The organism is Nocardiopsis sp. YSL2, assembly GCF_030555055.1.
In the GTDB taxonomy this organism is placed as follows: domain Bacteria; phylum Actinomycetota; class Actinomycetes; order Streptosporangiales; family Streptosporangiaceae; genus Nocardiopsis.
This window is the reverse complement of the sequence record NZ_JAMOAO010000001.1, coordinates 2,259,409-2,273,439: the sequence shown is the minus strand read 5'-3', so window position 1 is coordinate 2,273,439 and position 14,031 is coordinate 2,259,409. Positions and strand designations below refer to the sequence as shown.

Below are 14,031 nucleotides of genomic sequence, written 5' to 3'. Positions count from 1 at the left end.
AGCTCAGGGGCCAGGTGGGTCCCACAGCCTGCTTCTGCTCGACGCCTTCACGACTGGTCGGGCCCGTCTCGGCCGCCCTCGCGCTACCTGCTCGCCAGTTCTGCTGCCATATCCAAACCTACGGCGCGAAGGCGAACCCGGCCCGAGCCGGTCGGTCTGGTGCCTTCGGTTCGAATGTGGCGGAGCCGCCTCAGACGAATACGCCTGGTCAGGTCCGTATGTGCCTCTCCCGGAACCAAGGGTCGATGTGGTGAGGACGCAAGCTCTTCCGTGCCGCCTCAAGCACGTCCTCGACGCAGCCATCATCACTGGTGACCGTAGCGCCCTTCGCCATCATGACGTTGCACCGATCCTGAACGGAACACGAGCGAGAGTTTTCCAGCCTTGGTAGCCCGGCAACGTCCCCCAGGTCGATGTCAGCGCAGGGCGCCGCAGGAATACGAGATCCCTTCGGACTCAGAATGGAACGATGCACGTCGGTGACGAAACAGGCGGCCACGTTTGGTCCCTTCTGGTTGCCGCTTGACCAGGGCCGTGCATCGTGACCCCAGTCACGTCAGGCGTGTAGCTCTTACTGACCGGAAGTGGCCACAGCAGTCTTGCCTCGCAAGCTCGGGGATGGCTGCTCCCCTGAAGGCCCTGGAGCTATAGTGTCCTTGACCTTCGGCAATAAGAGGGTTACTCCACTTCGGGTCACTATGCCTGCGTCCGTCCTGTACAAGGCAGCGGATGCAAGCGTGCGCGACGCATGCCCGCAACGGAATGACAATCCGTTCCGAGGAGTGTTCGATGAAAGTGGTAGGAGCAACTGTGTCACCAGTAGGAATGAACCCAACCGATGCTTACGCGGGCGGAGATGCATCCCTAGAAGCGGCATCTCGGCTTCGTGATCTTCCGCAGGACTGGGCGGATGCCATCACGAATGTTTCTTTCGCAATGAGAAATCCGCCTGGGGTGACTGGTTGGGCATCATTTGGTTCCGTTCAGGAGGAACACATGGAGGATGTCAAATCACATGCTGTCACCCTCGCCGAGAACATCCAGTCAGCAGCATCGGAAGGAGACCGCACTGATAGTGATGCATCCGCCGACTATCGGGCAACGTCGAGCTCACCGATTCTCTCGCGTTCTATAAACGATTTCTGAACTGTCACGATGAAATCCATCCAATAATCATAGCCCGAAGGACGACTCCATGGCAGAGGGAAGCTATCAGATCTCACCCAAAGAGTGTGGCGTCAGTGTTGCTGAACTCCAGAACCAAGCACAGGTGTTCGATGAGATGTACTCAAATATCTGTGGCCGTTCTGCAAGATACAATGATGTCGCCAACACGACTGCTACAGAGTTCTCTGACCTGATCGAGGACGATATCAGTGAAATTGCCGACGAAAATGAAGAGGCTTGGAGCAGTGCTCTCCTGGCAACAATCCATGCTGTGGGGGTTATCAAGGCCTACGCTGAAGCGGTTCGGACTTACAAAAACACCATTGAAAATCTTGAAGGTGACCTTGCCAACGACATTGCCGCTGCGGATACAAAATCAGAGAAGGAGAACTTGGTAGAAGAGTACCAAGGATTGGCCGATACAGCGTGGCGCAAACTGGAGGCAGAAGCCTCGGCAGTAGATGACATGCTTTCGGACGGCCCCACTCCTGAGCACATCAGTGCTCTCACCGAAGCAGGCCATATTGGTGGACCGCCTGGAGGGCTGGGATGGGTTGTAACAGGCGATGACGAGTACTTCGGAGTCACTCCGGGTATGGACGGCTCCGAGATCGGAGAAACGATTCAGAAGGCTGCAGAGGGGGATGAAGCCGCGCTGGAGAGACTTCAAGAAAGTATCAGCCTGATGAACGCCTTTATGGCCTACGTTGCGGGGAAACAGGAAAGCGGTACACAACTAACAGAACGTGAACTAGAGATTCTGGCTGATCTGAACGCTCATCTCGACGATGCCGACCCATCAGAATCGAGTGACACGGGAGTTTCATCATACGATAACCCGGTAGAAGAGGCTGGGGAATTCTTTACTTCCATCGAGGCCATTAAGGAAAGTGAGCACCTATCGGTTGCTCAGAAAAATCAGCTTCTGGCGCTGATTGGCGGAACAGTAATCGCTAGCTCCGATGAAAATATCGGAGGAGAATACAGCAATCTTCCCGAGTCAGTCAGGAGTACGGTGGAAGGTCCACGGATACATAGCGCTTCGACATCTCTTAATAACTCCTATTCTCCTGATTGGGCAGGTGACTTCGAGCTCCTGGTGGAGATATTTGACGAAGCCAGAGAAAGTTCTCATAAGCAAACAGGGTACTCAATTCAGGGTGGTGCTGAATTGTCAGCCATTTCAATTGGTACGGTCGCTGGCGCCGTTGACAGCTGGGCGTCGAGCGCCATCGACGAAGAAACACTGAGTAGAATTCTGGAATTTGCAACACAGAACGAGGACGCGAACTACGCGATCCTGACCGGGGAGTATCCCGATGGTGAGGACTATAGACACCCGGTCGAGTTCCATCTACCGGCTGGTCAGTCAGGAACGGACCATGAGGAACTGGTGTCGACGCTCTTCTCACATGACTGGGAGGGGGACGATGGGGACGCTGTCAGTGGAATCACTGACTGGATTGGCGATTTCCACGATAATGGAAATGATGAAGAGCAGCGAATGGCTGGTGAGGCAGCTTACAGTCTGATTAACATGATGGCAGATTCGGATGGAGAGAACAAATTCAAGGACACTGGAGTCAAAGATGATGACGAGCACGACATGTCTGTTGGCGAGCTAAACCCGGAACTTGCTGATAGCTTCGCCGATATCTATATTTCTTATATCGACGACTTCACTATTCATAATGGTGATGAAGGATACCGGGCTCTCGGTGAGAATGAGGGAGATATCATCTTCCATGGAGTCGGGGACGAAGTTCTCATCTTGCCCGAATCTGTAAAGCGTGATTTCTTTCAGTTGATTGTCGCGAATGAAGATGTTTCTCCCAAGGTGCTTGCTGCCACCGAGAACCAAGAGTGGAGAATCCTCGAAGAAGTGTTTACGCATGGAAACTCAGGTGCGATGGAGGGTGCGGCCGCTAGCGGATCTTTGAGGGAGCTTATGACTGAAGCTATTATGGATGAACACATTTCCCGCGGTGGTGACGTTGAATCTGCGAGGGAGCAGGCGCAGAAACAGTGGGAGGCCGGGTACGGTGTCTTCTCCGCAGCTGTCTCTGGTGCCGCTGGGGTGGGTAGCCCTGGCGGTGGGGTTGCCGCGAGCGTAACCCTTGAAATGCTGAAATCTCCATACTCTGAACTAATCAATCAGTCGGTAAAGGATGACATCCCGAATATCTACTTTGTTCCTGGTCTTTCTGGGGATGATGGCTCCAATGAAATGTCTGATTACATCCTCAGGGATCAACAGGAGGCATATAATCATGTAACTCTCCAAATGGGGCATGTTCTCCTCGAGGGTGGTGCTATTGACGAAGAACAGCTTGCAGAAGCGGGGCTTCTTGTCGATTATCCGAGTGGTGAGGCTCGCCTCCCAGTCACCACTGCGGAATGGGGTGCGGGTGCGAACAGCAAAACAGAAGAGCTCCTGGATATTCTGCACGCTGCTTCTCCAGATGTCGGTGCCAATGACCAGGTGGACGAATACGCAAGCACTTTTGTGCGAAACTATGGGCCAGATAATCTCGGCAGATCCGGATCCTAGGTCAATTGCACCGCAGTATCCTTATAATCTTGACAAGTTCATCTTAGTTATGGGGCCATCGTGAGAAATATGAATCTGTGGAGATGGGTCGTTCTTCCAGTTGCTACGCTGCTAGCTTTCGTCCTTGGTGGTATGCTAATTGGGGTTCTTCCTGCTTATAGGCTTGGGGATATAGAGACTTCTAGAAGAGGCACGCCAGGGCATCTTTCCTTTTCTGGTGCCTTGGAAGTTGAGAACTATCTACAAAGTGATCCGCGCGGTCCAGTGCGGGAGATTGCGACCACAGAGCGAGGGGTGCTTGTGGTCTTTGAAGAGGATGTCGCCCTCTTTGATACTGATCCGGTAGGCGAGGTATGGAGCTATAGCAACTTGGGCGAGGCGGCTGCCGCTGGGGTGACGGCTGATGGAAGAAAAGTCGTGGTGGCCTTCGAGGGAACAGGCCTGCTCTCCCACCGCGCGCGTTGGCTGTTGTTGGACGCTTCGAACGGTAAGACTCTCACTGCCCACTGGTCAGAATCTTCCCCGAGTGAGTTGGTGGACGCGCTTGGGGCTGGCGCACGGCTTGTGTACTCCAGCGGTGGTCAGTTGGAGGCCCGCTCGCTGGACAAGGACCAGGCGTTGTGGAGTCATGAACTGGAAAGCGCCTGTGCGGAGGTGCATATTTCCGCGGTGGGATCCACTTTCACTGTGGCCACGGCCTGCGAGGGCGAAGTGTTCCTGGTGGGTCTATCGGCGGACACTGGCGAATTGCTATATGAATACGAATGGGAAGGCGGAGAAGCTCCAGAGTTGCTTCCATTGACGCACCGTACGATGCCAGGGGCGGAAGAAGATCCTTTGGGTCGGATCGTTCGGGAAAGCGGGAGTGAGAAATACCTCCTGATGAACGAACATGGAGTGGACACGTCTTTTGCTGCCATGGAGTATTTCCCTCAGCCCGCTAGCGAAGAGCAACCCCCTGACTTTGTTGTTCTGTTCGAAGATCCTTCGGAGGTAGAATATCGAATGATCCTGGCATCAGGGCATCTGTTCTTGGAGCGGGGGTTGATCGACCCGGAAACTCTTGAAAGCAAGGGGGTTATGATCGATGGGGAGCTTCCTGAACATGGGCAGGAATGGGGAGCCGGGCTCGTTGCGAGAAGCGAGGATCTCCACGAAATCCTGTCCGACGCGGTGGGGGAAATGGGGCACAGTTCATTGCGCTAAATCGTCGTCTCGAAGCTGACTCGAACTGTAGCGGGGGCGTCATCGTTCGGGCCAGGGTAATATTCCACGACGAGTGAATCCCCATCTGCAGCGACCAAGGGCCGCATGTCCGAGCCAGATGAGCGGTATCGCCACAGTTCGTCGCCGGCAGTGGGGTCCACCGCCATCACTCCGTCGGTGAGCTGCTCGGCCGCCACGCCGACTCCGGGGGAACCACCAGGACCGACCCTCAGGCCAGCCGACACGTAGGATTTTCCGACCCACGCGAGGACCATATGGGGGAGCAGGGGTAGGAGACTAGTCAGGGCTCTCGCGAGGGACAGGCATCCGGGGGACTGTTCTCATGGTTCCACGGTTCGGCCTACCACGTCAGTCTCGACGTTCGGGATTGATATGAGTCTTGCACTCAACGGAGTCCCCTGTTCAAAGATTGAATAATCTGTTCCCACCGTCGGATTGGATAGCGCCTTCGCTGACCCTGTGTGCGCTTGTGCCATCGAGAGCCTTTTCAGTGAGTTGTTCGATGGCGGACTATCGCCAGTAGGGCGGGGCTGGACCTCGAGCGGTGCGATGCAGGCGGGGCAGGCCCACGCCGCATGCATGTCATAGGCCTCTGAAGGAGGTTGTTCCAGTCAGAGGCGCTTATGGAGCTCGACGACGCACACCTCGTTCCAGGCACCGTCGCTGTGCCCCATCGAGCACGCCGGGCGAAGCGGCGTCAGCGGCCTTCCCTAGTCGGAGGGGCGTGGGGACGGGGGCGGACTGGGGTCCTCCTCTTCCTCCTCGGCTTCCTCCTCGGCTGCAGCCTCCTCCTCTGCGAGGCGCTCCTGCTCCGCGCGGGTGGCCGCACGGGTCGTGCACACCTCATCGGTGGCGGCGGAGGAGCCCTCGACCGCGACCACCGTGAAGCAGTACTCGATCTGCGTGTTCTCCGTCATGATCTGCGCCGTCACGACCCCGGGACCCGTCCGAGCCAGAGTCACCGGGTCGTGACCGCTGGGGCCGCCGAGCACGAAGTACGAGGCGGTACCGCCGCTGTTGTCGGTCCAGGTCAGGTTGACGGCGCTGAGAGTGTCCTCCAGGACGAGGTTGTCGGCGGCGGGCACCTCGGGCGGAACTGAAGGCTCGACGACCTCGTCGGGCACGGCGGTTTCTTCGTCCGCGACGGCATCGGCATCCGCTTCGGGCTCCGCCGCCTCGGCCGCCTCGACGGGTGCGGGCTGTGAACCGCTCGCGGCGAAGACGCTCGCAACACTGGTGACCACGAGGATGCCGCAAGCCGTTACGGCGATGTGCATGTGCTTCCGCCAACGCGGCTGACCCCGGTCGGGTTCGTGCAACGGCGCCCACTCGGGAACGTCGTCCTTCTCCGCCGGAGCTTCATCGGTGGGGAGGACGGCGGACTCGGCGGTGCCGCTCCAGCCTTCCAGCCGGGCCCAGGCGCGTAGCGGGGAGACCTCTTCCCCACGCAGCTTGGCCATCATGAGCTCGGCCGTGCCGCCCGCGTCCGTGGCGGGCAGCCGGCTGCCCGCTTGGTCGTCCGGGTCGTCCGGGACGGGCGGGTTCTGCGTACCGCGGAGTTCTCGGGCGCTGTCCAACCGCGCCGCGGGCGGACGAGCGTCCCCCCGCGCGGGCCGCGGCTCCACGGGGAGGGCGTAGGGCGCGGGGGGCAGGTGCGGGGGCGTCGCCGGGGGAGCCTGAGTGTGTTGTGCCTGCTGCCAGGCGGGGGCCGGGGACTGGGGCCCGCTCTGCGGGACCTGCGGCCCCGACAGCGGATGCTGGACACCCGACATCGATGTCTGCGGTCCGGAGGGCGGGAACCAGGCGGTGGTCGGGGGCGTCTGCCCAGCGCTCGCCGGGGCCTGCGGAGCGGCCGGCGGGACCGGGGACCCGGTTGGTGTGCTCTGGGGCCCTGTGGGCGAGGGCCGTGAGGGAGTCGGCGGAGCCTGAGGACCCGCTGCCTGCGGATGCGGGCCCGCGGGTGGGAACTGGCTGGTCGGGGGCGTCTGCGGACCGGTGGAGGGTGCCCGGCCTCCGGTCGGGGGTGCCTGTGGCCCCGACGAGGGCGCCTGACCGCCGGTCTCCGCCGACAGGGTGGCCACGGGCCGGGATGTGCGGGCCTGCTCGAAGGCGGTGGCGAATGCGGCCGCGCTCGGAAAGCGGTCCTCGGGTGCCTTGGCCAGGCCACGGGTCAGGACTCCGCGAAGCTTGCGGGAGATGTCCTGGCGCGGAACAGGCCGAGGAGGTTCAGAGAGCGCACGCTCCGCGTACGCCCGGGCGTCGAAGGGAGACCCGTCCGTGTTCGCGAACGGCGTGGAGCCGACGAGCATCGTCCAGATCGTGGACGCGAGCTGGTAGACGTCCGACGCGGGGGTACGCGGTTCACCGCGCAGTGCTTCGGGGGGCGCGTGTAGGAAGGACTCGCGGTTCGGGCCCGGCGGCGGGAGCGCCTCGCCGGACCGGTGGACCGAGCCGAAGCCGGTCATGACCGGGGTCCGTCCCGCCCGGAGGACGTTCCCCGGACAGACGTCGTTGTGCAGGAGTCCGCGCCCGTGCATCGCGCCCAGGGCCGCCGACACACTCCGCGCCACGGCCGCCGCCTCCTGGATGGGGGCGGGGCCCTTCTTCGCGAGCATGTCACCGAAGGAGCCGTCCGGGTAGAACGGCAGGACCACGAACATCTCGCCCTCGGACGTCTGGCCGGCGTCGAGCAGTGAGACCACGCCGGAGACACCGCTGAGGTCGCGCAGCCAGGAGAGTTCGGCGCGCCCCTGCTCCGCGGGCAGGACCTTCAGTACGACGTCGGCACCACTGGTGGACCGTGTCGCACGGACGATGCGCGCACGGCCGCCTTGGCGAAGGACACCGGCCGTGTCGTATCCGGGAGCCCAGGACGCGGTGCGGTTGGAGCCGGACATGCGTGAGCGACCCCCATGGTGCTGTTCGTGGACGTGGTGGGGTGGATCAGCCCCGGCCGCGGGTGACGTGGCGCGTCACAGGCGGCCGGACTGCGTCGGAGAGTCGAGTTCGGGGATCTCGATCATCTCCTGGCCGACTCTGGTTCCCCACCCCCGCTCCTCGTTGACCTCCTGTTGGCGGCCGAAGGCACCGATCAGGGCGATCACACCGCAGATCAGCGCGATGAGGATGGCGCCGCCGATCACCGACGGCCACACGCGCTGACGCCGACGCCAGTACCGGCTGGAGCCGTACAGCAGAGCCGACCGGAGCTGCCGGTGCCGGAGAGCGTCCGCTTCGAGGACGTACTTCTCCTCGTCGGGCGTGTAGTGGAACGCCTCGGGAAGCTGGGGATCCGGATCGGGAGGCGCCGGTGTGCTCGGCGAGGACGGGGGTGGGGAGGACATCAGACCTCAGTCTACTAAAACAGGCCGTCCAGGTACTTGGTCAGCTTGCTGTAGTTGTCCGCGGTGTCGCTGGTGGCGCTGATCATCTTGGAGAACGCGGCGTTGACCTCGGCGAAGTGGGTGTCGAACTCCTGTGCCTTGGCCTCGAAGGTCTCGCTGCCGGAGCCCTCCCACTGGGAGACCGTGGTCTGGGACTGCTCGTTGATCTGGCTCATGATCGCGGCGAAGCGCCCGAGGTGGGCCTGCTGGTCGGCGGCCAGGTTCTGCAGACCGCTGACGTCGCCGTAGACATCGAGATTGTTGGCCATGGGTAGCGCCTTTCAGTGAAGAGGGGAGGAGGACTAGGCGTTGACCGGACGGGACAGGCCGCCGAGGTCGCTGCCGGCCTGGGAGAAGTCGTCGCTGGAGTCGCTGTCGGTGATGTTGAACTGCGACTGGCCCTCGTTCAGCTTGATGCCGTTCTGGTTGCACCAGGTCATGAGCTCGTCGAAGCGCTCGGTCAACGAGTTCCGCGCCGCACGGAAGTCGTTGAGGGCCTGGCCCTGGAGGGAATCGGCGTCGTTGCTCATGTCGTCGATGAGCTGGTTCATCTGTGTGCGGAGCCCGTCGGCCTCCTGCCCGAGCTGCTCACCGCCCGTCGACAGACTGTTGACATTCTCAAGACCAGCGTGCTGGGACATCTGGACCCTTCCGGGGAGTCGGTGATGAACACGAAAAAGACCCGTCCCCCGAGCTGAGGGTGTTCGGCCGGGGGCACGCGCGAACACGGGAGGCACGGGAACAAAAACCCTAGTAAGGGTGTGACGTATCGGTCAATGCGCGTGCACGTGTCGTGACGTGGGCCGCGGTGTGACTATGCGCTCCGTGTGCTAGGCGAACCTTCGGGTGCCTGTGAGCATCACAGGGCGTCAGCGAGCGGAATCGGCCTGTGCGCTACTCTCCTTCCTGTGCCTAACCGTGACGGTGGACGCGGCGGTTCCGGGACCCGTTTCCTGGGTTTGCACCTTCGGGTGCCAACCAGGTCGGGAGTCGGCCCGATCAGGACTCGCAGGCTACGTAATCGGCGATGCTCTCCTGATATTCCACCTGGGTGTCGAATAATTCGCTGCATGTTTGGATATCCTCAACCGGTGACGGGTCCACTCCGATCGCCAACGTGGCCAGGAGTTCACAACTCGCCGGTGCCGCAGTCGACGTAATCAGCGATGCTCTCTTCGTACTCCTCGTGGCTGTCGAAGGCCTCTCGGAACTCGTCGGTGTAGCCCTCGATGAACTCCTCGCCTGTCACGGGCTCCCCGCACCAGGTGACCTCGTTGTGAGACATGGCGGCCTCCAGCGCCGAGTCCAGAACGTTGAGGAACGTGACCGCTTCCGGATCCCACTCGTCCTCGTTCAGTTCGACGCGGTACCCGTCATCGACTTCCTGGATAACACGGGTGTCGAGCAGCCGCTCCCTGGACGTGTCATCGATGTTGTCCAGGACCTCTTCCGGGGTGCCCTCGGTCATCATGCGGTCGAGCGTGTGCACCCGTACTCCCCGCTCAATCCAGAAGAAGGAGACGTACTCAGGGGACGCGCTCTCCTCGGGATCCGGCGTAGCCCGGTCCTCGGAATCCCCGAGCTCCTCTGTACCCCCAGGATCCCCCGGATCCTCGGACGAGCAAGCGGACAGCAACAGACAGGACAAGGCGGTCGCAAGGAGGACGGACATCGGGCGCTCACGATGGGACAACGGGTACTCCAAGGTGGGTCGGGCAGGGGGGGCTGGGCGAGGGCAGGGCAGTCGGCCTCCAACCCAACATCACTCGTCCTCCTCTGCACTCTGGTTGCCGAAGAAGTCCCGGGTCGTGTCGTAGGCGCTCGTGTAGTCCTCGACGAACTGTCCGGAGTAGTCGAACCCGCTGGCGGTCTCGTCGTCGGCGGTGATCTCGACATTCTTGAGGACGCCGCGCAGAGCGCCGTCCATGTTGTCCAGGTCCGACATGGCGTTCGACGACCATTCTTCGGGGTTCTTGTTCAGGTTGACGGTAACGGAATCGTCGAAGAAGAAATCATCGTCGATATCATCTGAGCTGACCGGTACACCGTCGCGCTCGATGGTCAGGGCGCCGCCCTCCACCAGCGTTTGGATATCGTCGTGGTCGGTGACGTTCAGTGCCCCGGGGTCGCTCAGGTTGACGAAGTCGAGCACCTCGAGGTTGAAGGTGCGTTCCATGTGCTCGTCACTGGTGTAGGTGGGGAAGCGCGGGGTGATCTCATAGTCGCCGTCGACGATGGCCTGCACGATGCTGTCCTGGCCCAGTTCCATCCCTTTGGACACGGCGGCGCCGATGACCGGGATCTTCTCGGCGAGGCCTCCCGCCTCGCCGACGACGAACTCGGCGATCTGCGTCTCGCGTTCGACCTGGTCCCCCAGGTCGTCGGTGCGGTCCTGGGACTCCATTCGCAGGCCCTCCTCCAGCAGAGCCTGCAACTGGCCCGCCCCTCGCGCGCTGCTGGCGGCGTCCCCACTTTCCAGATAGGCGACGGACTCGATCTGTTGGTAAATGTCCACGGAGTTGACCACGCGGCCAGCGGATTCGTCGTTGCCCAGGATGTACTGCATGTACATCGCCCGCTCCTGCGGTCCCATCTGGATGCGACCGGTGTCGTGGTCGTAGCTGCCGATGCCCTCCACCGGTTCGTCCCCGGCGCCGTAGACGTCGCCGTTGGCGAAGCTGTAGATGTGTGCGTCGAAGATGTCAGCCAGGCTGTCCGCGATCCCTCCGTTGAACTGTGTGAAGGACGCGTCGGAGTAGTCGTTGTCCCCTTCGGTGACGTCCACGCCCGTGTTCGTGAGGGACTCGTACATGTCAGGGTCGGTGACCAACTCCATGAGCCCCGCGAAGCCGTCCCCTGCGCGAATGGCCTCTTCGCGGTCTCCGCTATGGAGGTCCTCGGCCAGCCAGTCGGTGAACTGTCTGGCGGTCTCTCCCTGATCGTGCCACTCGTAGGTGAGGAGTCCCTGCACCGTCTGCTCGCGGAATGAATCCGGATAATCGAGGTCGACATCCGCGGCGGTTTCGGGCTGTTCGCCGGTGAGTATGAAGTAGTTGGCGTCCTCGTTGCGGGTGCCAACGTCGACGAGGGGGGCGAGTTCCTCCGAAGTCAACCAACCGTTTTCTCCCTCACCCCAGAAGTAGTTGTAGGAGCCGGCTGACATGGTGAGGTTGGTGGACAGTGTGTAGCCGCCCTGCAGTTCGTCGGCGGTGTGGCCGAGCAGCGCCGACAGGGCCCGTGCGTCCTCCTGGTATGTCGACATGTGGTAGATCGGCGCGTCGCCGGACGTCTCCAGGAATGGCCCTTCGGCTGCTCTCCGGACGCTCTCGGGCAGCCTGTCGTAGCCGCCGCCCAGTTCGGGGTCTGACAGGGCCAGTAGCCCGTCCCCGAGAACACCGAGGGCGCTTTCGCGCTCCTCGTCGCTCATGTGGTCGCCCTCCAGCCACTCCGGAACCGCCAGCACACCCCCATAGGGGCCGCCCCCTGGAGTTCGACGTTGACGTAGAACTGCTCCAGGAATTCGATCTCCTCATCGTCGATCTTGTTGCCGTCGTTCTGGGCGTTTCTCGCGTTGGTGCCGATCATGCTCATGACGAGCATCAGTTCGTGGTAGCGGTCGTCCAACGGCTTGTCGCCTGACCAGTAGGGCACCATCTCTTCGGCCGCGGTACGTGCTGATTCTGGTGTCAACTCGAAGTCGGACTCGAGTTCCAGGTACTTGTCGGGATCAAGGTTGGAGTAACTCCAATCGGTATAGCCACCGTCGGCGAGCTTCTGGACGTTGACGTCCGTGGCGCCCTCTTCGAGCATCTCGCGGATCTCTTCAGCGTGCTCTTCGTACTTGTCGTAATTCTCCTGGGCGCGCTCGTTGATGTCGTCGAGTTTGCCCTTGAGTTCGTCGTAGAGGTCACGGCAGATGTTCGCGTCGCTGCCACCGATGCTTGCGAAGAATCCTTCACGTTCGGGGTAGCTGGCAGTGATGGTCGCTTCCGCGTATTCAGAGGGGACCCGACCCACGGCTGATGACACCGCGCCGTCCCACTCGTCCCAGAGGTCGTCCCGCTTGTCCCAGAACTCTTTGACGTAGTCGGCCCACTGCTCAGTGACGTCAGCCGCGTACTCCAACGCCACGGTGGAGTCCACCCAGAGCTGGTAGTCCTCGGCTCCCAGGGTGGAGACGTCCCAAGCGATGAGGTCTGAGAAGTGGGTGGCGGATGCGTCGAAGCTACCTTCGAGATCGTCTGCTCGGCCGAGCAGACGGGCCTGCAGAGTCTTGAAATTCTCGATGTGGGGTCGGATCTGACTCTCGTTGGCTCTGATGTCACGAGGTGCGAAGAAGAGTTGGAACGAGGCCACGGTCTGCCTTCTGCGAGCGGAGGGACGGGGGCTGTACGGCGTAGGGGTCAGTCAATGTTGATGGGTCGAGGCAGGTCCCAAACGGTGTCGTACTCGTCGGCGCTTTCCACGTCGTTCAAGGCGATATTTCTTGCTCCGGCCTGGACGTTCTCGGCGAGTTGAAGGCCGTGTGCCTGGACGTCGATGAAGTCCTGGGAGTGCCGTTCTTTGAGAGCGCGGTAGCCGGCCGCCACATCGTCGTTACCCGCGGAGCCGGCAGCGTCGTCGACCAGGAGCTCGAACATGTCCGCCAGACCCGCCATCGAGGAGGCGAGGGTCTCGGCGTACACGCCACCCTGCATCAACTCGATCGGGTTTCCGCCTGCCTCGGTCATGTGGACTCACCTTTCTGGGCGTGTGAAAGTTCGGGTTCTGTCGAGTCGGACCGCACGTTAGCAGTGGTGATCGTCGGTCGGCCTTCCTGGGAAGCGGCCTCGGTCTGAAGCCCGGTTATCGAATGCCGCACACCGCTGGGTGCCTTCGCTTCCGTGGTCGGCCGGACGCGGATCGGCCGCTCTCGGCCACGGGGGTGCGGTGACATGTTCGGGCCTTTCAGCTCAAGTGGTCGGTGAGGCTTCAGCGCTGGGGTCGGTGTCGGGGGCTTCCTGGGACCAGCGGACCACGAGGGGGTAGCCGTCCATAGAGGCATCGTGGAAGCGCGGGAGCAGCTCCGTGGTCTCGGTGACCTCGCCCTCCTCCAGGTCGACGCGGAACCAGCTCTCTTCCGTCTGCAGCAGGACCGCGTCCCGCTCGGAGGCGGGGGCGTACTGCGTGCTCCGCGTGTCCGGCGAACTTCCGGGGGCGTGTGAGCATCACAGGGCGTCAGGGAACGGAACCGCCCTGTGCGCTACTCTCCCATCCGTACCCCACCGTGAGTGCGGAGGCGGCGGGCCCAGGCCCCCTAGGAGCGACCCCCAGGAGTGATCACAGATGGGACATGAGTCCGGCGCCGACGTCACCGAGGCGCACTCCGGAGGAGTGTCGGCGGAGAACGCCGCTCTTCGGATCATCGGCGCGTCAGCGGACTTCGAGGACGCCATCGAGGCAGCCAAGGACGCGGGGGGGAAGACACCGGGGGTGACTGGCTGGGCAGGATATTCGAGCACGCAGGTAGAGAACATACGCGACGTCGAAGAACATGCCAGGGACATTGCGGGCAATATCCAGTCCAGCGCCGAGGAAATCGCCTCCACTGACCAGGAGTCGGGTGGCGGTTTCTCGGAGAGCGACGGTGACCTCTCCCGCCCGATCAACCACGGCCCGTACAGCGTTTACTGATCCGATCACCCCCCGATGCACCAGGACAAG

12 protein-coding genes and 1 pseudogene are annotated in these 14,031 nt (G+C 61.8%); 4 read left to right on the top strand and 9 right to left on the bottom strand.

Going from position 1 to position 14,031, the window contains the following annotated elements; translation table 11 throughout:
- Window positions 1-789: 789 nt before the first annotated feature.
- The 3 genes from M1P99_RS09790 to M1P99_RS09780 all read left to right on the top strand — a co-directional run bounded on the left by M1P99_RS09790 (window position 790) and on the right by M1P99_RS09780 (window position 4,924).
- A complete protein-coding gene (locus tag M1P99_RS09790; RefSeq protein WP_304452343.1) occupies window positions 790-1,146 on the top strand; it encodes a hypothetical protein in 357 nt (118 codons plus the stop codon).
- A gap of 49 nt (window positions 1,147-1,195) precedes the next feature.
- Window positions 1,196-3,718 (top strand): hypothetical protein, encoded by a 2,523-nt coding sequence (locus M1P99_RS09785; RefSeq protein WP_304452342.1) that lies wholly within the window; start codon window positions 1,196-1,198, stop codon window positions 3,716-3,718.
- Between the two features lie 222 nt (window positions 3,719-3,940).
- Complete coding sequence (locus M1P99_RS09780; protein ID WP_304452341.1) at window positions 3,941-4,924, top strand: hypothetical protein; 984 nt, start codon at window positions 3,941-3,943, stop codon at window positions 4,922-4,924.
- 731 nt (window positions 4,925-5,655) lie between these two features.
- Here M1P99_RS09780 and M1P99_RS09775 read toward each other — a convergent pair.
- From M1P99_RS09775 to M1P99_RS09735, 9 genes and pseudogenes are all read right to left on the bottom strand, one after another.
- A complete protein-coding gene (locus M1P99_RS09775) occupies window positions 5,656-7,842 on the bottom strand; it encodes a protein kinase (RefSeq protein WP_304452340.1) in 2,187 nt (728 codons plus the stop codon).
- 75 nt (window positions 7,843-7,917) lie between these two features.
- A complete protein-coding gene (locus M1P99_RS09770) occupies window positions 7,918-8,289 on the bottom strand; it encodes a hypothetical protein (protein WP_304452339.1) in 372 nt (123 codons plus the stop codon).
- A gap of 14 nt (window positions 8,290-8,303) precedes the next feature.
- A complete protein-coding gene (locus M1P99_RS09765) occupies window positions 8,304-8,597 on the bottom strand; it encodes a WXG100 family type VII secretion target (protein ID WP_304452338.1) in 294 nt (97 codons plus the stop codon).
- Between the two features lie 33 nt (window positions 8,598-8,630).
- Window positions 8,631-8,969, bottom strand: a complete 339-nt coding sequence (locus tag M1P99_RS09760; protein ID WP_304452337.1) for a hypothetical protein — start codon at window positions 8,967-8,969, stop codon at window positions 8,631-8,633.
- A 488-nt stretch (window positions 8,970-9,457) separates the two neighbouring features.
- A complete protein-coding gene (locus M1P99_RS09755; protein WP_304452336.1) occupies window positions 9,458-10,000 on the bottom strand; it encodes a hypothetical protein in 543 nt (180 codons plus the stop codon).
- 90 nt (window positions 10,001-10,090) lie between these two features.
- On the bottom strand, window positions 10,091-11,755 hold the full coding sequence (locus M1P99_RS09750; RefSeq protein ID WP_304452335.1) for a hypothetical protein: 1,665 nt from the start codon (window positions 11,753-11,755) through the stop codon (window positions 10,091-10,093).
- Entirely contained in the window at window positions 11,752-12,684 is a 933-nt protein-coding gene (locus tag M1P99_RS09745; protein ID WP_304452334.1) for a hypothetical protein, read from the bottom strand. The genes M1P99_RS09750 and M1P99_RS09745 overlap by 4 nt, the downstream gene beginning before the upstream one ends.
- Before the next feature lie 47 nt (window positions 12,685-12,731).
- Window positions 12,732-13,058 carry a hypothetical protein gene (locus tag M1P99_RS09740; protein ID WP_304452333.1) on the bottom strand — a complete coding sequence of 109 codons (327 nt, stop codon included), beginning with the start codon at window positions 13,056-13,058 and terminating at the stop codon, window positions 12,732-12,734.
- A 222-nt stretch (window positions 13,059-13,280) separates the two neighbouring features.
- Window positions 13,281-13,493 (bottom strand): annotated as a pseudogene (locus tag M1P99_RS09735) (hypothetical protein); the annotation flags it as partial.
- Between the two features lie 160 nt (window positions 13,494-13,653).
- Between M1P99_RS09735 and M1P99_RS09730 the strand changes: the two are divergent.
- Entirely contained in the window at window positions 13,654-14,001 is a 348-nt protein-coding gene (locus M1P99_RS09730; protein WP_304452332.1) for a hypothetical protein, read from the top strand.
- Window positions 14,002-14,031 lie beyond the last annotated feature (30 nt).

Excerpts from the sequence above, each read along its gene's own strand:
- M1P99_RS09790 (WP_304452343.1), top strand. The coding sequence starts at position 790 with ATGAAAGTGGTAGGAGCAACTGTGTCACCAGTAGGAATGAACCCAACC.
- M1P99_RS09785 (WP_304452342.1), top strand. The coding sequence starts at position 1,196 with ATGGCAGAGGGAAGCTATCAGATCTCACCCAAAGAGTGTGGCGTCAGT.
- M1P99_RS09775 (WP_304452340.1), bottom strand. The coding sequence starts at position 7,842 with ATGTCCGGCTCCAACCGCACCGCGTCCTGGGCTCCCGGATACGACACG.
- M1P99_RS09770 (WP_304452339.1), bottom strand. The coding sequence starts at position 8,289 with ATGTCCTCCCCACCCCCGTCCTCGCCGAGCACACCGGCGCCTCCCGAT.
- M1P99_RS09765 (WP_304452338.1), bottom strand. The coding sequence starts at position 8,597 with ATGGCCAACAATCTCGATGTCTACGGCGACGTCAGCGGTCTGCAGAAC.
- M1P99_RS09760 (WP_304452337.1), bottom strand. The coding sequence starts at position 8,969 with ATGTCCCAGCACGCTGGTCTTGAGAATGTCAACAGTCTGTCGACGGGC.
- M1P99_RS09755 (WP_304452336.1), bottom strand. The coding sequence starts at position 10,000 with ATGTCCGTCCTCCTTGCGACCGCCTTGTCCTGTCTGTTGCTGTCCGCT.
- M1P99_RS09750 (WP_304452335.1), bottom strand. The coding sequence starts at position 11,755 with ATGAGCGACGAGGAGCGCGAAAGCGCCCTCGGTGTTCTCGGGGACGGG.
- M1P99_RS09740 (WP_304452333.1), bottom strand. The coding sequence starts at position 13,058 with ATGACCGAGGCAGGCGGAAACCCGATCGAGTTGATGCAGGGTGGCGTG.
- M1P99_RS09730 (WP_304452332.1), top strand. The coding sequence starts at position 13,654 with ATGGGACATGAGTCCGGCGCCGACGTCACCGAGGCGCACTCCGGAGGA.